18 protein-coding genes are annotated in these 21,556 nt (G+C 63.3%); 6 read left to right on the top strand and 12 right to left on the bottom strand.

The window, feature by feature from the left end:
• Positions 1-3: 3 nt before the first annotated feature.
• The 3 genes from ABIC17_RS06130 to ABIC17_RS06140 all read right to left on the bottom strand — a co-directional run bounded on the left by ABIC17_RS06130 (position 4) and on the right by ABIC17_RS06140 (position 2,291).
• Positions 4-228, bottom strand: a complete 225-nt coding sequence (locus tag ABIC17_RS06130; protein ID WP_354280079.1) for a DUF1289 domain-containing protein — start codon at positions 226-228, stop codon at positions 4-6.
• A gap of 11 nt (positions 229-239) precedes the next feature.
• The gene (locus ABIC17_RS06135; RefSeq protein ID WP_354280081.1) at positions 240-1,733 is read right to left on the bottom strand and encodes a DEAD/DEAH box helicase; all 1,494 of its coding nucleotides are present in this window, start codon (positions 1,731-1,733) and stop codon (positions 240-242) included.
• 99 nt (positions 1,734-1,832) lie between these two features.
• Entirely contained in the window at positions 1,833-2,291 is a 459-nt protein-coding gene (locus tag ABIC17_RS06140; protein WP_354280082.1) for a hypothetical protein, read from the bottom strand.
• Positions 2,292-3,399: 1,108 nt separating this feature from the next.
• Here ABIC17_RS06140 and ABIC17_RS06145 point away from each other — a divergent pair.
• Together ABIC17_RS06145 and alr are read left to right on the top strand one after the other, a co-directional pair.
• On the top strand, positions 3,400-5,028 hold the full coding sequence (locus ABIC17_RS06145) for an MFS transporter (protein WP_502958416.1): 1,629 nt from the start codon (positions 3,400-3,402) through the stop codon (positions 5,026-5,028).
• 33 nt (positions 5,029-5,061) lie between these two features.
• Positions 5,062-6,102 carry an alanine racemase gene (alr, locus tag ABIC17_RS06150; RefSeq protein ID WP_354280084.1) on the top strand — a complete coding sequence of 347 codons (1,041 nt, stop codon included), beginning with the start codon at positions 5,062-5,064 and terminating at the stop codon, positions 6,100-6,102.
• A gap of 43 nt (positions 6,103-6,145) precedes the next feature.
• Here alr and ABIC17_RS06155 read toward each other — a convergent pair whose 3' ends face one another.
• The 3 genes from ABIC17_RS06155 to ABIC17_RS06165 form a co-directional block, all read right to left on the bottom strand.
• On the bottom strand, positions 6,146-9,379 hold the full coding sequence (locus ABIC17_RS06155; protein WP_354280085.1) for a TonB-dependent receptor domain-containing protein: 3,234 nt from the start codon (positions 9,377-9,379) through the stop codon (positions 6,146-6,148).
• Positions 9,380-9,548: 169 nt separating this feature from the next.
• Complete coding sequence (locus ABIC17_RS06160) at positions 9,549-10,721, bottom strand: acetyl-CoA C-acetyltransferase (protein WP_354280087.1); 1,173 nt, start codon at positions 10,719-10,721, stop codon at positions 9,549-9,551.
• Between the two features lie 57 nt (positions 10,722-10,778).
• Complete coding sequence (locus ABIC17_RS06165; protein ID WP_354280089.1) at positions 10,779-11,879, bottom strand: alpha/beta fold hydrolase; 1,101 nt, start codon at positions 11,877-11,879, stop codon at positions 10,779-10,781.
• A gap of 19 nt (positions 11,880-11,898) precedes the next feature.
• Here ABIC17_RS06165 and phaR point away from each other — a divergent pair, with 19 nt between their 5' ends.
• Positions 11,899-12,486, top strand: coding sequence for a polyhydroxyalkanoate synthesis repressor PhaR (gene phaR / locus ABIC17_RS06170; RefSeq protein WP_354280091.1), 588 nt, complete (start codon positions 11,899-11,901; stop codon positions 12,484-12,486).
• An 11-nt stretch (positions 12,487-12,497) separates the two neighbouring features.
• Complete coding sequence (locus ABIC17_RS06175; protein ID WP_354280093.1) at positions 12,498-12,674, top strand: hypothetical protein; 177 nt, start codon at positions 12,498-12,500, stop codon at positions 12,672-12,674.
• Between the two features lie 20 nt (positions 12,675-12,694).
• Here the strand turns inward: ABIC17_RS06175 and ABIC17_RS06180 are convergent, their stop codons facing one another.
• Entirely contained in the window at positions 12,695-13,180 is a 486-nt protein-coding gene (locus ABIC17_RS06180; RefSeq protein WP_354280095.1) for a cupin domain-containing protein, read from the bottom strand.
• Positions 13,181-13,583: 403 nt separating this feature from the next.
• Between ABIC17_RS06180 and ABIC17_RS06185 the strand changes: the two genes are divergently transcribed.
• Both ABIC17_RS06185 and ABIC17_RS06190 read left to right on the top strand, forming a co-directional pair.
• Complete coding sequence (locus ABIC17_RS06185) at positions 13,584-13,973, top strand: dihydrofolate reductase family protein (RefSeq protein WP_354280097.1); 390 nt, start codon at positions 13,584-13,586, stop codon at positions 13,971-13,973.
• A gap of 49 nt (positions 13,974-14,022) precedes the next feature.
• The gene (locus ABIC17_RS06190; protein WP_354280098.1) at positions 14,023-15,534 is read left to right on the top strand and encodes a S41 family peptidase; all 1,512 of its coding nucleotides are present in this window, start codon (positions 14,023-14,025) and stop codon (positions 15,532-15,534) included.
• Here ABIC17_RS06190 and ABIC17_RS06195 read toward each other — a convergent pair.
• From ABIC17_RS06195 to atpA, 5 genes are all read right to left on the bottom strand, one after another.
• Positions 15,513-17,036, bottom strand: coding sequence for a TadA family conjugal transfer-associated ATPase (locus ABIC17_RS06195; protein ID WP_354280100.1), 1,524 nt, complete (start codon positions 17,034-17,036; stop codon positions 15,513-15,515). The two genes, ABIC17_RS06190 and ABIC17_RS06195, sit on opposite strands and share 22 nt — an antisense overlap.
• Positions 17,037-17,120: 84 nt before the next feature.
• Entirely contained in the window at positions 17,121-17,372 is a 252-nt protein-coding gene (locus ABIC17_RS06200) for an ATP synthase F1 subunit epsilon (RefSeq protein ID WP_354280102.1), read from the bottom strand.
• A 127-nt stretch (positions 17,373-17,499) separates the two neighbouring features.
• Positions 17,500-18,960, bottom strand: a complete 1,461-nt coding sequence (gene atpD / locus ABIC17_RS06205; protein WP_354280591.1) for a F0F1 ATP synthase subunit beta — start codon at positions 18,958-18,960, stop codon at positions 17,500-17,502.
• A 41-nt stretch (positions 18,961-19,001) separates the two neighbouring features.
• Complete coding sequence (locus ABIC17_RS06210) at positions 19,002-19,880, bottom strand: F0F1 ATP synthase subunit gamma (protein ID WP_354280104.1); 879 nt, start codon at positions 19,878-19,880, stop codon at positions 19,002-19,004.
• A 140-nt stretch (positions 19,881-20,020) separates the two neighbouring features.
• Positions 20,021-21,550 carry a F0F1 ATP synthase subunit alpha gene (gene atpA / locus ABIC17_RS06215; protein WP_354280106.1) on the bottom strand — a complete coding sequence of 510 codons (1,530 nt, stop codon included), beginning with the start codon at positions 21,548-21,550 and terminating at the stop codon, positions 20,021-20,023.
• Positions 21,551-21,556 lie beyond the last annotated feature (6 nt).

Here is a 21,556-nt window from a genome sequence, read left to right on the forward strand (position 1 = left end):
GCGCTAGGACTGCGGGGCCGGGTTGCGCTCTCGATAGGCTGCGAGGCGTGCGGGAAGCGCATCCATCACCTGGTTTCGCCATTCGGGGGTCGCGGTCGACCAGGCCGCGATCTCCGCCAGAGTCGGTGCGCACCCGATGCACAGAGCGCTGGTGGGGTCGATCCGACACGGTGATACGCATGGAATTGTGATCGGCGGCGCAGGGACAAGTGGACGCGCCGCCGTCACGGTCCGAGCGATCAGTAGGTCAACCGCGCGAGCAGGAAGTTCGGGACCGGGCCGTTCCAGTCGCTGTCGGCGAAGGACGGCTCGTCCGCTTCCGGACGCTGGGGCGGTTGCGCGACCGGTGTCGTGCGATCCTGCGACCGACCGCGCCGTGGTTCGCGCTCACGCCGTGGGCGTTCGGCAGCGGAGGAGCGTTCGGCCTCGGGTGCGTCGACCGGCGCAGCGGCCGGTTGCGGCGCTTCGACGATTGGCACGAGATCGTCCACCGGCTCTTCGGCAACGGCGACTTCGGGCGTTGCCTCGGTCTTGGGCTTGGAGCGCGTGCGCCGCTTCTTTGGGGCAGGGGCCTCGCTGTCGTCGGCAACGGGGGGCGTGTCCGCGACAGGAGCCGCTTCCGTGCTTGCGTAGCGTTCGATCTTGAGACCGGTCAGCTTTTCGATGTTCTGGATGTTTTCGGCGTCATCCGGCGTCGCGAAGGTGAAGGCGACACCAGTTGCTCCCGCGCGACCAGTGCGGCCAATGCGGTGGACATAGTCGTCCGGATGCCACGGCGCATCGAAGTTGAAGACGTGGCTGACGCCCTTGATATCGATTCCGCGCGCGGCGACGTCGGAGGCGACAAGGATCTTGACCTCGCCCTTCTTGAACCGGTCGAGTTCGGCGATGCGCTGCGACTGTTCCATGTCGCCATGAATCTCGCTCGAGGCGAACCCTGAGCGCTGCAGCGCCTTGTTGAGTTCACGGACCGTGGTCTTGCGGTTCGAGAAAATGATCCCGGTCTGCACGTCTTCCGAACGCAGCAGCTTCATCAGCATGTCGCGTTTTTTTGCCGCGGTCACGTTGACCAGCCATTGCTTGATGTTGACGTTGGCGGTTGCGGGCCGCGCAACCTCTATCGTCTTCGGGTTCAAGAGAAACTTGTCGGCAAGCTTCTTGATCGGCGGCGGCATTGTCGCCGAGAACAGCAGCGTCTGCCGCGTCTTGGGGAGCTTGGTGCAGATTTCCTCGATGTCGGGGATGAACCCCATGTCGAGCATCCGGTCGGCTTCGTCGATCACGAGCATCGAACAGCCGGTCAGCAGGATCTTGCCGCGCCCGATCAGGTCCATCAACCGGCCCGGCGTCGCGATCAGCACGTCCACGCCCTTCTCCAGAGCGGCGGTCTGATCACCCATCGATACGCCGCCAATCAGCAACGCCATCGAAAGCTTGTGATATTTGCCGTACTTCTCGAAGTTCTCGGCGACCTGCGCCGCGAGTTCGCGCGTCGGCTCAAGGATCAGCGTCCGCGGCATGCGCGCGCGGGAACGCCCTTCGCCGAGGATGTCGATCATCGGCAGTACGAAGGCGGCGGTCTTGCCGGTGCCCGTCTGTGCGACGGCGACGAGGTCCTTGCCCATCAGGATCGACGGGATCGCACTCGCCTGGATCGGAGTCGGCTCGGTATAGCCGGACTCGTTGACGGCGCGCTGGAGTTCGTCGGAAAGGCCGAGATCGGCAAAGGTCATGCGGTGTCCGGAATGATCGTCCGGGCGAGAGCACCCGTAGACGGCGTCAAGCGCTTGCGGATTGGGCGTCGATTGTCAAGATAAAGGGCGATTTTCCTGCTAACGTCTTGCTTCCAGACGTTTGAAGCGGTCGATCTTGCAGATGCTGCCCGAGCGAGCACGGATGGAGTCGCGATCGGCGCAGATCAATCCGTCGCTGGTCTGCTTCAAATAAAGCCCGGAGTAGAAGTCGAGCGCAGGACAATGATCGTCGAGTTCGGCGCGCAGTCGGCTCCCATCGGCAATGATCAGGTCGACGCTGTCCGCACCAGTGACGACCGCACCCTCGAGCAGGTCGGCAGACACACATTTTGGACCGCGCTTCTCGTCCCAACGCAGCGCGCGGTTTGGCATGGCCTGTTGCATGGGATGACCGCCAAGCACTCGTGGGATACGGATGATGATCCGCTGGTGGATCGTCACCTGTGCAAGCTCAACCCGATCGAGCGACACTGTGTCGGCGGACGCCACAGGGGCAAGCGCTAGCATCGCGATGAAAGGGAGGACGACGTTGGCCATGGGTACCGAGGGGGTTACCCTATGGGTTTGAACCGTTGCTGAACTGATTTGCGTTCACGATCAATTCAATCCCTAAAACGTCGCCTGGCGGCGATCAAAGGACGATCGCCACTCCCACTATCACTGCCCACATAAACAAGGAAATCAAGCTTGCGATGAGCAGTCCGAGACCAGCGGATAGGGTCCGCCCGCTCGACATTGGCGTCAACCGCCTCTCATCCGTCCACTCGATACGCATCTAAATCGCTCCTATGCGAAGCCCTCTTTCTGGGGTTCACCACGTGATGGTGAATAAGGTTAACGGGTGATGCAAGTATTTGTTCACGATCCATCCCGAACAGAAGCTAGGCAAACCATGCTGCGATGCAGCATAACTGCCGCGCACTGGCGGTTGTTTGTGCGGCTAACTTTGCGAAGGCACAGATGTCGTGAAAGCGTGCGGCCTGACCCGAGCCAAACGCGTTGGGGTTGCCTGACGCGACGATCAACGAACGGCACGTATCGGTCGATCGGTCTCCTCCGGATCCGTCGAGGATCGTAGCGAAGCCGGGGGAGCATTTGCCTCCACCATCTCCCGCAGTGCGTTGCGACGGATTGGAATGCTTCAAAAGTACGACAAATCGTCGTTTATTTTGGGTCGTCGCTTGTGTCAGACGAGTTTGACGCTGGGTAACGCCGTGCCCGACTACGTCGACGCCGGCGTCCCGCAGGTTCCAGTGCTCCTCTGCAAACCGGCCGATCGCTCGATCGGAATATCGGGACAAGGCTCTCAGAGGGCCATTGCGGCGTCGTTCGACCCGCCGGGAGCGAGAAGGATTCCTTCCGCATCCTGCAATCGTGTGCACGGTTTGTCCGCGGCGCACCAGTCTGAGAACGCCTTCGCAACCGCAGTGCAAACGATAGATAATATATTTTGGTCCTACCTTGATCGTCGAGCGAGAACGGGCGGTTTGCGCATGGCTGTACCGTTTCGACACGTTCGGAAAGGAGCCGACAAACCGATTCGCGTGATGTGATGAATGGGGAGACGGACGCCCGCGCTTGCCGCAACCTAAAAACCCCGTATCGTCGTGCCAAGGCCTGGAATGGCGACGGCGCGGGGGGACAGATGGCGACAAACCTGATGGGCGAAGCGGACGCAGCAAGCGCCTCGACAACCGTTCCACAGCCAAGCCGTCGCGATATTCAGTTGATCATCACCGCGTCATCGCTCGGCACGATCTTCGAATGGTATGATTTCTTCATATACGGGACGCTGGCGGCGTCGGGCGTCATTGGCCGTACGTTCTTTCCCGCGCAAAGCGAACTGCTTCAGACCTTGTATGCCTGGGCAGGGTTCGCGGTCGGGTTCGGGTTTCGCCCGTTGGGCGCGATCCTGTTCGGGTTTCTCGGGGACCGGATGGGGCGGAAATACACGTTCCTCGTGACGATCTCGATGATGGGTCTGGCAACCGCCGCGGTCGGCATGGTTCCGTCCGCCGCGACGATCGGCATTGCAGCCCCCTTGATCATTATCGGTCTTCGGATCCTGCAGGGCCTCGCGCTTGGCGGCGAATATGGTGGCGCGGCGATCTACGTCGCGGAGCATTCGCCGCCCGGCAAAAGCGGCTATTACACGAGTTTCATTCAGGCAAGCGTCGCGGGCGGGTTCATTCTCAGCCTTGCGGTGGTGTTGGCCACGCGCGGTATCTTGGGTGCATCCGCATGGGCGGCATGGGGCTGGCGAGTGCCGTTCGTCTTTTCCCTGCTGTTGCTGGGGGTATCGTTGTTTATGCGGCTGAAGCTGTCGGAAAGCCCGGTGTTCCGACAGATGAAGGCTGCCGGCACCACCGCGCGCAACCCGTTCGTCGAAAGCTTTACCTATCCCGGCAACCTCAAGCGGCTCGCCGTCGCCCTGTTCGGGATCGCGGCGGGTCTGACGGTGATCTGGTACACTGCGATGTTTACCGTCCTGTCGTTCCTGGAAGGGCCAATGCGCGTGGAGGAAACCACGGCGCAGCTGATCGTCGGCGTGGGTGCGTTGGGGGGTCTGGGGTTTTTCGTGCTATTCGGGCGGTTGTCGGATCGGTTCGGGCGCAAGAACCCGATCATCATCGGTTATGCCCTCACCCTGGCGTTGCTGTTCCCGATCTTCTGGGTACTCGGCAGCGCCGCAAATCCCCAGCTTGCCGCAGCGGCGCGCCATGCGCCGGTGATCGTGTCCGGCCCGTCCTGTGCCTACAACCCGTTTGCGGCGCGGCAAACCGATGCCTGTGGACAGTTGCTCGACACGCTGTCCCGTAAGGGCGTGCCGTACACCAAGGCCCACACGCCGGTTACGCTCGTCATCATCGGGGGGACGCCGGTGACCGACCGGAGCAGCGCGGGTCTCGACGCGGCATTGGTCGCGGCGGGGTATGATCTCGACCCGGTCGTTCCGGGCGCGCGCAGCATCGCGCTGATCCTGGTGGCAATCCTCGCGCTCAGTGCGCTGTCGGGAATCACTTATGGTCCCGTCGCGGCGTTGCTGGCGGAGATGTTCCCGCCGCGGATCCGCTACAGCTCGATGTCGATCCCGTATCATGTCGGAACCGGCTATTTCGGCGGCTTCCTGCCCTTCATCAGCCAGTACATCGTCGCGCGCACGGGCAATCCCTATGCGGGCCTGTGGTACACGTTCGCGGTGGTGGCGATGGCGCTGGTCGTGACGACGCTCTGGCTGGAGGACGTACGCCCCGTCCGGTCGAAGGCGGGCTAGCCGAACGCGACGTGGACGGCTACCCGCGCTTGCATGACTGCGCCGCTTCGCCTCTCGCTCGATACCAATGCCCTTTGCGACAATTGGCGCGCGCTCGATCGGCTGAGCGGTCCCGCGGCATGTGGCGCCGCGGTCAAGGCGGATGGCTATGGGCTGGGCGCACGGGGCGTGGTCGAGCGGCTTGCGCAAACGGGCGCGCGGGACTTCTTCGTCGCGAACTGGAACGAGGCGGCGGCGATTGCCGATCTCGTCAATGATCCCGCGATCGGCCTGAGCGTGCTGCACGGTGTGCGCGCCGAAGACATGGTCCTGGCAGGGCAGGGGTTCGCGCGCCCGGTGCTCAGCACGCGAGAGCAGGTGGAGCGCTGGCGTTCCGCTTGCGGTGGACCGTGCGACGTGATGGTCGATACGGGGATGAACCGGCTCGGCGTGTCGACGGAGGATGTCGCACAAGGGCTGCTGAAGGGTATCACGATCGACACGATCATGAGCCATCTCGCTCGTGCCGACGAAGACGTAGCCGCCAACGCGATCCAGCGCGATCGGATGGAAGCCCTCCGTGGAATGACCGGCGCGCGACGGATGAGCTTGGCCAACTCCGCCGGGATCGTGCTGGGTGCGGAGTATGCGTTCGACCTGACCCGGCCTGGCCTCGCTCTCTACGGCGGGGTTCCGCGGGACGCACTGGCAGACGTGGTGCGACAGGTCGTAACGCCGCAAGCGCAGATCCTCCAGCGGCGCCTGCTCGCGGCGGGGGACTCGATCGGATACAACGCCCGCTATACCGCGACCCAGGCGGTCGAAGTCGCGATCCTCAATATCGGTTATGCGGACGGATATTGGCGTGGCTTTTCCAATTCCGGCCACGCGCGTGTCGGCGGTGCGCGGCTACCGGTCCTCGGACGCGTCTCGATGGATCTTACCGCGATCTCGGTCGATGTATTGCCGACGCTGGCCGAGGGGGATTGGGTGACGCTCGACTTCGCCTTGCCGGAGGCATCGGCGCAATCGGGCATGTCGCAATATGAATTGCTGACCGGGCTAGGGGGCCGGTTCGACCGGATCTGGTCGTAGAAAAAGGGCCCCCCGTAGGGGGCCCAGGAACGAGTGGCCGTGTTCAGAACTTGAACGAGGCACCGGCATAGAGGAACCGACCGACCGCATCATATTGCGTGGCGGCTTCGTTGCCGATCAGGCCGTACGGCCCGAGCTGGTCGAACAGATTGTCGACCCCGACGTAGAAGCCGAACTTCGACTTGGGCGTGATGTCGAGCCGCAGATCCGAATAGGAAATCAGCGGATAGCGTACCACCGAGTAGGAATCGGGGTTCGTCGGCGGGCGACCCTGCACCGAATTCTGCGTTTCGAACGCAAGGATCGTCGTCTTGTCATATCCGCGGAAGCGGTAGCCGAAGTTGAACAGCTTGTTGGAGACGTTCAGCGACAGCGTGCCCTGCCATTCCGGGTCACCCAGGTTGCCGAGCTGCTGGATGATGAAGTTGGGGTCGTTGATGTCGGTATAATTGTCCTTCATCAGCGCCTTGGACACGATCGCGCGCAGCGCGAAGTTGACCGAGGATGACAGCTGTCCGCGGTAGGCGGCTTCGATGTCGATGCCCGAGTTGGTGTTCTTGGCATAGTTGAACGGTCCCGCGACGAAGGACGGGCCGGATGTCGGCAGCGTGATGACGGTGCCGTTGTTGGTCACGTCGCTTTGACCACGGAACGTGCCGTTCGGGTTGCGGAAGATCGAGGCGCAGAACGGATTGTTGATCCCGCCCGGGCTGTCATAGCATTGGTTGATGATCGTCTGCGGCGTCAGCGTGTTGATCGCCTGGCTGATCTTGATGTAATAGTAATCGACGCTCAGCGTGAGCCCCGGAACCGCCCGCGGCAGGAACAATGCCCCGACGGTCAGGCTGTCGCTGATCTCGGCGGTCAGTGCGCTGTTGCTGCCGTTGACCCCGGAAACGCCAGACGCCGCGCGGTTCGAGAAGGGTTCTGTCACGCCGTTGAAGGTCTGCGTCGTCGGAACGCCGGCAGCGGCGCAATTGCGGACGCGGTTCGGATTGTTGTTGATATTCTGTTGCCCGCAAGGATCCACCAGACCGTTGAGGAAGGTCTGCGTCAACGGCGAGTACAGGTCCGACTGGGTTGGTGCGCGAATGGCGCGGGCGTAGCCGGCGCGGAAGCGCACGTCGCGTACTGGCGCGTACGTCCCGTTGAAGTTGTACGCGACCACCGTGCCCGTGTTGCCGATGTTGTAGTTCGACACGCGGACCGCGCCATCGACCGACAGTTCATAGGCGAACGGCAGTTCCTTCAGCAGCGGGACGCTGACTTCGGCGAACCCTTCCTTGACGATCTGGTTGGGCGGACGGAAATCCGGGATCGTGTTGAGGAAGGTACAGCCAGCCGCCGGGCAGGCAACGCCGGACGTCCCCGCGGTAAACGCATCATATGCTGCGAACGCGGTTTCCTTGCGATACTCGCCACCCAACACGAAGGCGATCGGACCGCCGGGCAACGAGAAGAGCTGCGACAGGTCGCCTGCGACATAGCCGGTCACGTCGTACAGATTGGCGCGCTGGACGCGGCTTGAGGTGTAGCCGAAGTAATCGATCGCCGCGCGGCTTGGCTGACCCTCGCCGAACAGGTTGACCGGAACGCATGCGGCATCGTCGTTGGCGGTGCTGGCATCGGCGTTGATCCCGCACACAATCTGCCCCGATGCGTTGCGCACCGCGTTGATCGAATTGGCGTACTTCTGGCGGTTGAGATTGCCCGCAGTGCGGTAGAAGGTAGAGAGATTGCCGTAGTTGAACGAGACGTCATACTTCCAGTCTTCGTTGAACGTGCCGCGAACACCGACGATCGCGCGAGTCTGCTCGCGCAGATGATCCTCGCCGCGACCACCGAAATCGGTGTTGAAGCGCTGCGCAGTAAAAGTCGTCGTGCCGGGGGCGAGCGTCGACACCAGTTGCGCGCGGGCTTGCGGGGTCAGGAACGGGTTGTTGATGCTGAATGTGTTGTTGAAGAAGGTCGGCTGGCCTTCCTGATTGGCGTTCGCGCGGAAATACTGCGCTTCAAAATATGGGTCGAACGCGGGCGTGACCTGGAAGTGACCCGAGATGTACGCCGACCGCCGCACGAGCCCCGGAATGATGAAGCCGTTCTCAAGTAAGGTCGATCCGCGCCCACCCTGGCAGTTGCTCGATCCGTAGGGGCGGAAGTCGGTGATGCAATTGTTCGGCGTCAGGCTGCCGTCCGGGTTGAAGGCATAAGCGGTGCCGAACTGCGCGAGCGGATTGGCGGAGGCTGGGTTGGGAAGGCCTGAGCACGCGGCGGCTCGGCGCGCGGTGAAGGCGGTCGCGGACTCCCCGGTCGCTGCCACGTTCGGGCAGGTTGCGACGAACATGCCACCTCCCGAAATATTGCCGTTCCGGATGCCGCGGATGAATACGCTGTCCGGAATGCCATCCCCGGTCGAGGGTTCGGCCGGGCGAAGCGCGCCTGCCGACGGGTTGAGGTTCGCCCCGGTGTTCTGGACGAGCTGGAAGATATTGCGACCGCTGAAGGCACCCGTGGTCTCGTCGCGGTCGCTGTTCAACAGTGTGCCCGCATTGGCATATTCGAGCGAGATCGTCAGGTTCGCGCGCCCTTCGGCGAAATTATGCCCGGCGGTGATCGCACCGATATAGGACGGGCGGTCGCCGCGCGACGAGATGCCCGACTGGCCGCGGACCTTGATGCCTTCGAAATCGTGCTTGAGGACGAAGTTGGCGACGCCGGCAACCGCGTCCGAACCGTAGATCGCCGAATTGCCGCCCGTCACGATGTCGAGTCGTTCGAGCAGGTCATTTGGCACGATGTTGACGTCGGGCCGGTTGATTCCGGGGGTGGCGGTGACGATACGACGTCCGTCGAGCAGCACGAGCGTGCGTGCGGTGCCGAGGCCGCGCAGATCGAGCGCGCTGATGCCCGCGCGACCGATTGCGTTCTGGGAGTTGGCCTGGTTCACCGACGAGCGCAGCTGCGGCAATTGGTTGACCAGATCGCCGATCGCGACGCCGCCGCGGTTCAGCAGTTCGGACGCGGTCACCGACGTGATCGGGACCGAAGACGACAGGTTGGGGCGGTTGAGGCGCGTGCCCGTCACGACGATCTCGGCTGCGCTTTCCTCCGGAGCGGCAGGGTCAGTCTGCCCATCGGCGAATGTCGGACTTTCGATCGCAGGCTGCGTGACTGCACCAGGTGCTGCTGTTTGATCCGATGCTGATTGTGCGTAGGCTGCCGGAGCAGCAATGGTGCCCAAGGCGAAGCTCGTCGCAAGCGCCGTAGCGCTGAGCAAGGTTTGTAATCTCACTAGGTACTCTCCGCGTTACAATCCTGCGTACAAACAGGCAGTGACGACAAAAGAGACCAGACCGGAACCTTCTCGCAAGAGGGTTCCGGTCGATGAACAGGGTATTAACGGACTTTTACGACCGATTGTGACAATCTTGTCACGTTCGGACAGGTCAGCGTTCGATGCAGATTGCGATGCCCATTCCCCCACCAATACAAAGCGTTGCGAGGCCCTTGTGCGCATCGCGCTTGGCCATCTCGTACAACAAGGTGGTGAGTACGCGTGCGCCTGAGGCGCCGATCGGATGCCCGATGGCGATTGCGCCGCCATTGACGTTGACGCGTTCGGCGTCCCAGCCCAGTTCCTTGCCAACCGACAGAGCCTGCGCAGCAAATGCTTCATTGGCTTCGATAAGATCGAGGTCGGCCATGGTCCAGCCCGCCTTTTCCAGCGCACGGCGCGTTGCCGGAACCGGGCCGATCCCCATCACTGACGGATCGACGCCCGCCGATGCCCAGCTTGCGATTCGTCCGAGGATCGGTGACCCACGGCGCTCGGCTTCCGCGCGGCTCATGATGACCAGCGCCGCGGCACCGTCATTGAGCCCCGAGGCATTCGCGGCGGTGACCGTGCCGTCCTTCTTGAACGCCGGGCGCACCCCTGACACGCTGTCGAGCGTCACGCCCGCGCGGATGTATTCGTCGTCCGACACAATCGTGTCGCCCTTCCGACCCTTGATGGTGACGGGGGCGATCTCGTCGCGGAAGCGGCCCGACGCGCGCGCGGCCTCAGCCAGATTCTGCGAGCGAACCGAGAATTCATCCTGCGCGCCGCGCGTGATCTGATACTGCTCGGCAAGGTTCTCGGCGGTGATCCCCATGTGATAGCCGTTGAAGACGTCGGTCAGGCCGTCCTTGACCATCGTATCGACCAGGCTGAGGTCGCCCATCTTCTGCCCGCCACGGATCGACTGCGCATGCGCGCTCATCGACATGGATTCCTGTCCGCCCGCGACGATGATCGTTGCGTCCCCACAAGCGATCGACTGTGCCGCCAGCGCAACCGTGCGAAGCCCTGAACCGCACACCTGGTTGACGCCCCAGGCCGGGACCTCCTTGGGAATGCCCGCCGCCATCGAGGCTTGCCGCGCCGGGTTCTGCCCCTGCGCCGCGGTCAGCACCTGGCCGAGGATCACTTCCGAAACCTCTTCCCCGGCAACGCCAGCCTGCGCCAGCGCGGCCTCGATCGCGACGCGACCAAGCTCATGCGCAGGGGTGCCGGCAAAGGCGCCCAGAAAGCTGCCCACGGGGGTACGCTTGGCGGCGGTGATGACGATGTCCTGCATGGCGGGCTCCTGGTTCAAAATGCCGCACGAAAAACGGCGAGCGACGAAAGAGGTCTTCTATTTAGGTTCCGGCAGAGAATTTAGCCAGTCCGACAGCGGCTCCCACAGTTGTGTTTGCGCACCACTCCCGACGATCATTCCGACATGCCCCGCGCCAAGATCACGGCGGTCCGCGAGGTTCGCCGCCGTCGCCGCGGGGACGATGCGGTCGTTGCGCGACACGAAGTCCACCGACGGACAATCGAGCGCGTCCGGGGTGATCGGTGTTCCCGATAGCGACCAGCCACCCGATCCCGGACCGTCCTGCGCGACGAAGTCCTCGAACAATTGCCGGCCGGCAGCGAAGGGCAGGGGGGCACCGGCATTCGCCCAATCCTCCATCGCGACGAACTGGCGGAACGCGGGCGAATCGGGATCGGTCTGCGCGAAGGTTTCGTACTTGGCGATCGTCCGAGCAGGATCGAGCCGCCAGAAGCCGCTTTGCAGAACTTCCATCGGAACCAGTCCCATGCGCTCGCACACCGGTCGCGCGGCACTCCACAATTGTGCGATGTCCGACCGCGCAGCAGAACCCAGCCCCGCAAACCGCCACGGCGCGGCGACCAGCGCGAGTCCGGCCACGCGTGACCGTATCGCTGCGGCAAGCGCCATCGTGCCGCCAAGGCAATAGCCGACGAGAACTGGCGGACGGTCGAACTTCGCGATCAGCGGGAGCAGAATCCGTTCGACATGCGCGTCGATATCAAGCGCCTTGTCGGGACTAGGGGTTCCCCAGTCGAGCAGGAACGGCCGGTGTCCCTGTGCCGCAAGCCAGCGCAGCAACGAACGGTCGGGGAGCAGGTCAAGGATATGCGGCGGGTTGATCAACGACGGAACGAACAGCACGGGATGTCCGGTCGATCCGCGCGGCGCATAGTCGCGGACTCGTGCCGTACCTTTGCGAAAGCGCGCCGGTGCCGGCTTGTGCGGCGTGGCCCGTGGCGCATCCTGATACGCGCGCAGGCCCGCGAGTGCTGCAGTGCGGCGTTCGGGCGATGCTGCGGTCTGTGTATGCAACATGTCGAGAAACAGCGGCAAAGGGCGTGGGGCGTATGATATTCGCTGCGGAGCCTCGTGTTGCAGCGCCGCAATAAAAGGTGGTAGGGTCTCTGAGACCATAAGGCGGGAGCCCTTCTCCATGAAGAAGACCATTCCGGGCGACGGCCCGGTGACGATCAAGAAATACGCAAACCGCCGCCTCTATAACACCGAGACGTCGTCCTACATCACGCTGGAACACCTTGCCGCGATGACGCGCGAGGGGCGCGATTTCAAGGTTATCGATGCGAAGTCCGAAGAGGATATCACGCACAACATCCTGACCCAGATCATCATGGAAGAGGAGCAGCGCGGTCAGACGATGCTGCCGGTGCCGTTCCTGCGGCAGCTCATCTCGATGTACGGGGATTCGATGCAGGCGATGGTCCCGGGCTATCTCGAGGCGTCGATGGACAGCTTCCGCCGCAATCAGCAGCAGTTCAAATCGGCAGTCGAGGGCGCGTTTGCCAATTCGCCGTTTGCCGAACTGGCGAAGCAGAACATGGCGATGTTCGAGGCCGCGACCGCGGCGTTCAAGCCCGGTAGCGAGCCCGGAGCAGGGAACCCTGCACCGCGGCCCGGCGCACCAGCGTCCGCAGCCACACACGCATCCAAGGACGATGAGATCGCCGCCTTGAAGGCCGAACTCGGGCGGTTGAACGACAAGGTGGAGAAGCTCGGCAGCTGACGGGGGAAGCAATGTGGTGGGGTGGCGCGGTGATCGCGCTTGTGGGGGCGGTGCTTGCGGGCGTCGCGGACTGGCGCCGCACGCGCCGTGACGACCTGGACCGCGTCGGCTGGCTGGACTGGCGGTCCGTCCAGATGTTCGCTCTGATCGCCGCGGCGCTGTGCGTGGTGGCGGCACAGCATGGGTGATGTCGGGGGCGAGATGGCCCTCAGCGCTTGATGGCCAATTTGGTCCCAAGCAGCACGAGCCGCTTGCCGATGATCCCGAACCAGTGCGGGACGCCCGCCGGTATCAGAACCACGTCACCGGGCTTGAGCGCACGCGTGGTGCCCCCCAGGATCCGCGCCCCCTCGGTCAGATCGGGTTTGACGGCGGTGGGTGCGTCCAGCGTGCCGCCGGAAATTAGCGTGCCGCTTCCCGCGATGACGGTCGCATATTCCGCCTGATCCGGGTGGACCGCGGGGCGGCCCGGCTTCTTCCAGATCTCGACCGCCGCGACCGTTTCGCCGTCGCGCAATAGCGGCTTCCATGCGAAGCCCTGATCCTGCTTCATGTCCCGCTCCATTGCCGCCACTTGAGCCGTGATGTCGGCGGCGGAGGCGAAGGCGGTCGGGTCCGCGGCATTGCCCATGATCCCCAAGGCGAGTGTCGCGAGAAGAGCCGAACGTCCGATTGCGGTGCGCTTAACAGTCATGCCGATCTCCCATGGCGGTAGCTGCACGTCGCACTGCGCGCGCTACCTTCGCTCGGGAACATGGCCGCATGGTTCGTCTCGCGCTAGCGATTTTGCAGACGCGTGCACGCCTGTTCGACTCGATTGATCGTCGGCAGGTTGATATGTCTTGGACTGGGAGGGGATGGCCAGTGCGAAAGCTGACAGGGGCCGCGTTCGCGTCGCTTGACGGGGTGATCCAGGCCCCGGGGGGACCCACCGAGGATCCGACCGGAGGCTTCGATCTTGGGGGTGGATGTTCGGGGTCGGCGACGCGGTCATCGATCCCGTGATAGGCCGACTGTTCAACCCGCCTTATACGCTGTTGCTCGGACGGCGGACCTACGACATCTTTGCGGCCTATTGACCGTTCGTCGAGGGCGCGATGGCGGACATGGGCGCGGCGCTGACCGCAGCGGATAAGTATGTCGTGACAGGCGGCAACCAGCCGCTTGACTGGGCCAACAGCGACCGGCTCGATGACATCGCCGCGGTCCGCGCGTTCAAGCCAAGCGACGGTCCGGATTTGCTGATCCAGGGATCATCGACGCTCTATCCCCCGCTGCTGGCGGTCGGGTTGCTCGACGAATTGGTGCTCATGACGTTCCCCTTGGTGTTGGGGACCGGGAAAGCGCCTGTTCGGACACGGCACGTTGCCGACCAGCAGTCATCCCGAACCCGTCATCAGCCGACCCGAGCACGAGCGCCTGCGTCGGATGCAGGACGGGGCTTGGTGACGTCAGCGACCTGTAGCCAGGTTGCATCGGTGTGCTGATTGTGTAATACACGTGGGCGCATCAGTCTGACATCTGGGGGACTGTTTGATGACGATACAGCATGTCTGGTCGCGTGGCCTGATGGGGCTCAGTCTTCTTCTTTTGCCATTCGCGGTGGGCTGTCCGGCTTGGGCAAACCCTGCAGTTTCCTCTCCTCCGGCGCTTATCGGCGCGGAGGCTATGAGGGCAGATTTTCGTGCGCTGTATGCGCGTCTGCGGTCCGCGCAATATGCCGTTTATGCTCGAACCTCGAAAGCGGTATTGGATCGTGCGTTCGCTGCAGAGCTTGCCACGCTGAACCACCCGATGCCGCTCGTTGAAGTGCAGACACGATTTCAAAGGTTCGTCGCAAAGATCAAGGTGGCGCACACCCGGATCGCGTTCCCGACAGCCGCTTATGACCGCTATACCAAGGCCGGAAACAGAATTTTTCCACTTGAACTGCGGATCGATGCCGGACGGGCGTTTGTGATCGCTCCGGCAGATGGCGAGGCGAATGTTGCAGTCGGCGATGAGATCGTGCGGCTGAACGGTACGCCAATGCCCGACGTGCTTTCCCGGTTGGGGCGGAACGTCTCCGCCGATACGCCGTATCTGGCGCATTCGATCATCGAATACCGGCTGCCAGCATATCTTTGGTTAGAATATGGGGCGCAGCCGGTTTTCGAGCTGACCGTTCGTCGTCCGGATGGCAACGTGCGCAAGGTCAAGCTTGCCGGGCGCACGGCGGCGGAGATCGCGGCTATCAGGCCCGCGCCGCGGCCAGACCCGGTCAGAGTCGCAAAGATGCTTCCAGAGGCGGTTGCCTATCTTCGTCCCGGACCGTTCTACAATATCGACGCTGGCGCCAACCCTTGGGATACGCGCGCGTTCACAGCCTATGTCGACTCGGCGTTCCGCGGCTTTCTTGCGGCTGGCGCAACCACGTTACTGATTGATTTGCGCAACAATCCCGGTGGCGATGCATCCTTTAGCGACCCCATGATAGCGTGGTTTGCAACGCGACCGTTCCGGTTCGTTTCGGATTTTCGCATCCGGATCAGTGACGAGACAGTCGCCTCAAATCTTGCGCGGATGGCGGCATCAGCCAGGGACGGTGTCGCCGACTTTATTTCGCCGCGGCTTGCGGACCTGTACGCCAATGCGAAGCCTGGAAGCGTACGGTCGTTCCCAGTGCCACTGACGCCGCCACGGACCGGGGAACGATTCACCGGCAAGGTTTATGTGTTGATCGACCGTTATTCCTATTCCAACACTGTCAGTGTTGCAGCGATCGTGCAGGATTATCGCTTCGGAACCATCTTGGGCGAGGAAACCACCGACCTGGCAACGACCTATGGCGCGATGGAAAGCTTCACACTGCCCCGTACAGGGATTGTGGTGGGATATGCCAAAGCCATGCTCATTCGTCCGAGCGGCAGTTTGGTGGCGCGGGGTATCGTCCCGGATATCCCGCTACGTGCCCCGCTTGGGAGAAACGACGACGATATGCTCGACCGCGCCTTGGCCGCAATTCGTACGGGACGTGCTGAACGGGCTTATAGACACGCCTCCAGATAGGCCTGGTCGAACCCGAAAGTCCGAGCCTTCTCAAGCGTGTAAGGCCGTAGCCCCATCGAGCGATATTCACCGATGATCTTTCCGTCGGCGCTTTCGTCGAGATATTCGAACTTGAACAGTTCCTGCGTGACGATCACCGGGCCTTCCATCCCGATCACTTCGGTCACGTTGGTGACGCGGCGCGAGCCGTCGCGCAGACGCTTGACCTGGATGATCATCTCGACCGAGTCCGCGATCTGACGGCTGATCGCTTCCTTGGGCACCTTGATGTCCGACATCATCACCATGTTCTCCATACGCGCGAGCGCCTCGCGCGGGGAGTTAGCGTGGAGCGTACACATCGAGCCGTCGTGACCCGTGTTCATCGCGGCGAGCATGTCGAAACATTCGCTGCCACGGATTTCGCCGAGGATGATGCGATCCGGGCGCATACGCAGCGCGTTCTTGACGAGATCGCGGATGCTAATCTCCCCCTGGCCTTCGAGGTTAGCCGGACGCGTTTCGAGCGGGAGCCAGTGCGGCTGCTGCAGACGCAGTTCGGCCGCGTCCTCGATTGTCAGCACGCGCTCGCCGGGGTCGATCAGCTTGGAAAGCGCGTTGAGCATTGTCGTCTTGCCCGAGCCGGTACCGCCCGAGATGACGACGTTGAACCGGCACGCGCCCGCGATCTTGAGCGCGGTCGCCATCTTGGGCGACATCGACCCGAAGCCCGCCATCATGTCGAGCGTGATCGGCTTGGCGGAGAACTTACGAATCGAGATCGCGGTCCCGCGGAGCGACAGCGGGGGAACGATCACGTTGACGCGAGAGCCGTCCTTCAGGCGGGCGTCGGCGAGCGGCGTGGTCTGGTCGACACGACGGCCGACCGAGTTGCAGATGCGCTGTGCGATCTGGAACAGATGCTCCTCGTCGCGGAACTGGATCTGCGCGAGCTCTAGCTTACCCTTGCGCTCGACATAGGTCTGGTCGGGACCGTTGACCATGATGTCGGTGATGTTCGGGTCTGCGAGCAACTCCTCGAGCGGTCCGAGCCCAAGCAGTTCGTCAACGAGCACCTTTTCCAGCGCGAACTGTTCGCGGCGGTTGAGCGTCAGCTTCAGCTCGGCGAGCACTTCGCCGATGATCGGGCGGAATTCCTCGGCGAGCTCGTCCTTGTCGAGCGTCGCGGCAGCTTCGGGATCGACGCGTTCTAGCAGGCGCGGGAGCACCTGTTCCTTGATCTTGTGGATCGAGCTTTCGAAGCCCTCGACCTTGGAGTTTCCGGCGTCGCCGGAGGATGCCTGCCGGTCGGCCAGGCGCTGCATCGCATCCTGCTGCAGCGGCGGGATCGCACCGAACGGATCGATTTCGTCGGCGGATGTCGGCAGGGGCGGGAATTGCTCACCGCCGGCGTCGGCCTCTACCGACCGAACGCTGCCGCCGCCCTGCATTGGACGAGCCACGCCGAACGCGGGGCGAGAACCCTGTCCCACAATTCCGGGACGACGCCCAAATGCACTCATGCCGCTGTCTTTCCCATGATGGAATCAGGGTTAAGAGCGAACGGTTGATAATTGCCTAACTACGCGAGTCAGGGAGGCGTTCGATCAGACGACGCGCTCGGCCAGGACGGTGAGGCCGCGTGCACTGACCTCGGCGAAACCGCCTTCGATCGTGATCGTCTCGGGGGTGCCGTCGGGGGTGCGATAGACCGACAGCGCGCCGTCGCGGATCGTCGACATGACGGGCGCATGGCCTTCGAGCACGCCGAAGTCGCCTTCGGTGCCGGGGACGACGACCATGTGGACCGATTCGGAGCGGACCAGCTTCTCAGGCGTGACGAGTTCGAAGTGCAGCATCGTATCTCTCTCTTCGCCCCTCCCCTTCAGGGGAGGGGGTGGGGGTGGGGGGTGTCTCACCGAGCATCAGCACTGCTGGACTGCCCCACCCCAACCCCTCCCCTGAAGGGGAGGGGCTTTTAGTAGATTAGGCTTCCTTGGCCATCTTCTCGGCCTTGGCGACGACTTCGTCGATCCCGCCGACCATGTAGAAAGCGCTCTCGGGCAGGTGATCATAGTCACCATCGACAACCGCCTTGAACGACCGGACCGTATCCTCGACCTGGACGAACTTGCCGCTGATGCCGGTGAAGACTTCTGCGACGTGGAACGGCTGGCTGAGGAAACGCTGGATCTTGCGGGCGCGCGACACGGTCGACTTATCTTCTTCCGAAAGCTCGTCCATGCCCAGAATCGCGATGATGTCCTGGAGCGACTTGTAGCGCTGCAGCGTCTCCTGGACGCGGCGGGCGGTGTCGTAATGCTCCTGACCGACGATCGCCGGGGTCAGCACGCGGCTGGTCGAATCGAGCGGATCGACGGCCGGGTAGATGCCCAGCTCCGAAATCGCGCGGTTGAGGTTGGTCGTCGCGTCCAAGTGAGCGAACGAGGTTGCTGGCGCCGGATCGGTAAGATCGTCTGCCGGAACGTAGATCGCCTGCACCGAGGTGATCGAACCCTTGTTCGTGGACGTGATGCGCTCCTGCAGCGCGCCCATGTCGGTCGACAGCGTCGGCTGATAGCCCACGGCCGACGGAATACGACCGAGCAGTGCCGACACTTCCGAACCCGCCTGCGTGAAGCGGAAGATGTTGTCGACGAAGAACAGCACGTCCTGGCCTTCGACGTCGCGGAAATACTCTGCGATCGTCAGGCCCGAAAGCGCGACGCGGGCACGCGCGCCTGGCGGCTCGTTCATCTGGCCGAACACGAGCGCGACCTTCGAGCCCTCGGGGGTCGGGTTGCCATCGGCGTCCTTGGCGATGACACCCGCGTCGAGGAACTCGTGGTAGAGATCGTTACCCTCACGGGTGCGCTCGCCGACGCCTGCGAACACCGAGGTGCCGCCGTGGCCCTTGGCGATGTTGTTGATCAGTTCCTGGATGAGCACGGTCTTGCCGACGCCCGCGCCGCCGAACAGGCCGATCTTGCCGCCCTTCGCATACGGCGCGAGCAGATCGATGACCTTGATGCCGGTGACCAGAATCGCGCTCTCGGTCGACTGGTCGACGAAGAGGGGCGCCGGTGCGTGGATCGGCATCGTGTCGGTGTGGCCGACCGGACCGCGTTCATCGATCGGCTCGCCGATGACGTTGAGAATGCGGCCGAGCGTCTGCGGGCCGACCGGAACGCGGATCTGCGAGCCGGTGTCGGTGACTTCCTGGCCGCGGGTCAGACCCTCGGTGGAGTCCATCGCGATCGTGCGGACGGTGTTCTCGCCCAGATGCTGCGCGACTTCGAGCACGAGGCGGTTGCCGTTGTTCGACGTCTCGAGCGCGTTCAAAATCGCGGGGAGGCGATCCTGCTCGAACGTCACGTCGACGACGGCGCCGATGACCTGGCTGATGCGGCCGACGCTGTTGGTGGTAGCCTGGGGAGGCGTGGTCATTTCGGGGGCGGTTGCCATGGTTCTTTCCTCGTATCGACTGCTTAGAGCGCTTCGGCGCCCGAGATGATTTCGACCAGCTCGGTCGTGATCGCGGCCTGACGTGCGCGGTTGTACTGGATGCTCAGACGCTTGATCATGTCGCCCGCGTTGCGGGTCGCATTGTCCATCGCGGTCATGCGCGAACCCTGCTCCGACGCTGCGTTCTCGAGCAGCGCGCGGAAGACCTGGATCGCAACGTTGCGCGGGAGCAGATCGGCGAGGATCGTTTCCTCGTCGGGCTCATACTCGACCGCGGCACCACCGTCCGAAACCGGAGCGGCATTGGTGTCGATCGCGACGGGGATGATCTGGTTGCCGACCGGGGTCTGCACCAGCGCCGACTGGAACTTTGCGTAGAACAGATGCGCGATGTCGAACTCGCCCGCTTCGAAGCGGGCGATGACGTCGTCTGCGATCGCGCGGGCGTCCGTGAACGACACCGTCTTGATGTGGCTCATCTCGTGATCGGCAGCGATCTGTGTCGGGAAGAAGCGGCGGATGACCCGGCCCTTCTTGCCCGCGACGTAGAACTTTACGGTCTTGCCCGCAGCTTCGAGTTCCTCGGCCTTGCGGCGTGCGGCGCGGACGATGTTCGAGTTGAATGCACCCGCGAGGCCACGCTCGCTGGTCGCGATGATCAGCAGATGGACCTGGTCCTTGCCGGTGCCCGCGAGCAGCTTGGGGCTCGATTCGCTGACCGAAACCTTCGACGCGAGGCTCGCCATCACCTGCTCGAGCCGCTCGGCATAGGGGCGACCGGCAACAGCCGCTTCCTGCGCGCGACGCAGCTTGGCAGCGGCGACCATCTTCATCGCCTTGGTGATCTTCTGCGTCGACTTCACCGAGCCGATGCGGATCTTGAGGGCCTTTAGGCTTGCCATTCTCGTCCTTCTTCTCCCTCTCCCTCCCGGGGGAGAGGGTCGGGGAGAGGGGCAGTATCGAGCGCCGCGCTCAGATTACTGCCCCTCTCCCGACTTCGCTTCGCTCGTCTGCCCTCTTCCCGTGGGGGAGAGGGAGAAGTTTACGCAAACGTCTTCGAAAACGCACCCAGCGCGGTCTTCAGCGCCTCGGTCGTCTCCTTGGACAGGTCGCGCTTGTCGCGAATGTCCTTGAGGAGATCGGCGTGATCGCTGCGCATCGTCGACAGCATCGCCTGCTCGTAGCGGACGACGGCGTTGACCGGGACCGTATCGAGGAAGCCGTTGGTGCCCGCGAAGATCGACACGGTCTGCTCTTCGAACGGCATCGGCTGGAACTGCGCCTGCTTGAGCAGCTCGGTCAAACGCGCACCGCGGTTGAGCAGGCGCTGCGTCGATGCATCGAGATCCGAACCGAACTGCGCGAACGCCGCCATTTCGCGATACTGCGCGAGCTCGAGCTTGATCGAGCCCGACACCTTCTTCATCGCCTTGGTCTGCGCGGCGGAGCCGACGCGCGACACCGACAGGCCGACGTTGATCGCCGGGCGTATGCCCGCGAAGAACAGGTCGGTCTCGAGGAAGATCTGGCCGTCGGTGATCGAAATCACGTTGGTCGGGATGTAGGCCGACACGTCGCCTGCCTGCGTCTCGATGATCGGGAGTGCGGTCAGCGAGCCGCCGCCTTCCTTGTCGTTCATCTTCGCTGCACGCTCGAGGAGGCGCGAGTGAAGATAGAAGACGTCGCCCGGATAGGCTTCGCGGCCCGGCGGGCGGCGCAGCAGCAGCGACATCTGACGGTAGGCAACGGCCTGCTTGGAGAGATCGTCATAGACGATGACCGCATGCATGCCGTTGTCGCGGAAATACTCGCCCATCGCGCAACCGGTGTAGGGTGCGAGGAACTGGAGCGGGGCAGGGTCGGACGCGGTCGCCGCGATGACGATCGAATAATCCATCGCGCCCTGCTCGGTCAGCGTGCGGACGAGCTGTGCGACGGTCGAACGCTTCTGGCCGACCGCGACGTAGATGCAATACAGCTTCTTCGACTCGTCGTTGCCCTGATGCGCTGCCTTCTGGTTGATGAAGGTGTCGATCGCCACCGCCGACTTGCCGGTCTGGCGATCGCCGATGATCAGCTCGCGCTGGCCACGGCCGACGGGAACGAGCGCGTCGATGGCCTTGAGCCCGGTCTGGACCGGTTCGCTGACCGACTGGCGCGGGATGATGCCCGGTGCCTTGACCTCGACGCGGCTGCGCTGGTCCGAGACGATCGGACCCTTGCCGTCGATCGGATTGCCGAGACCGTCGACGACACGCCCGAGCAGGCCCTTGCCGACGGGGACGTCGACGATCGTGCCGGTCCGCTTGACGACGTCGCCTTCCTTGATCTGGCTGTCCGAGCCAAAGATCACGACGCCGACATTGTCGGCCTCGAGGTTGAGCGCCATGCCCTGCACGCCGTTCGAGAACTCGACCATTTCGCCCGCCTGGACGTTGTCGAGCCCGTGGATGCGCGCGATGCCATCACCGACGCTGAGCACCTGTCCGGTTTCCGAGACCTGCGCCTCGGTGCCGAACGATGCGATCTGGTCCTTGATGACCTTCGAGATTTCTGCGGCGCGGATATCCATTACGAC

This window comes from Sphingomonas sp. PvP056 (assembly GCF_040549155.1).
In the GTDB taxonomy this organism is placed as follows: domain Bacteria; phylum Pseudomonadota; class Alphaproteobacteria; order Sphingomonadales; family Sphingomonadaceae; genus Sphingomonas.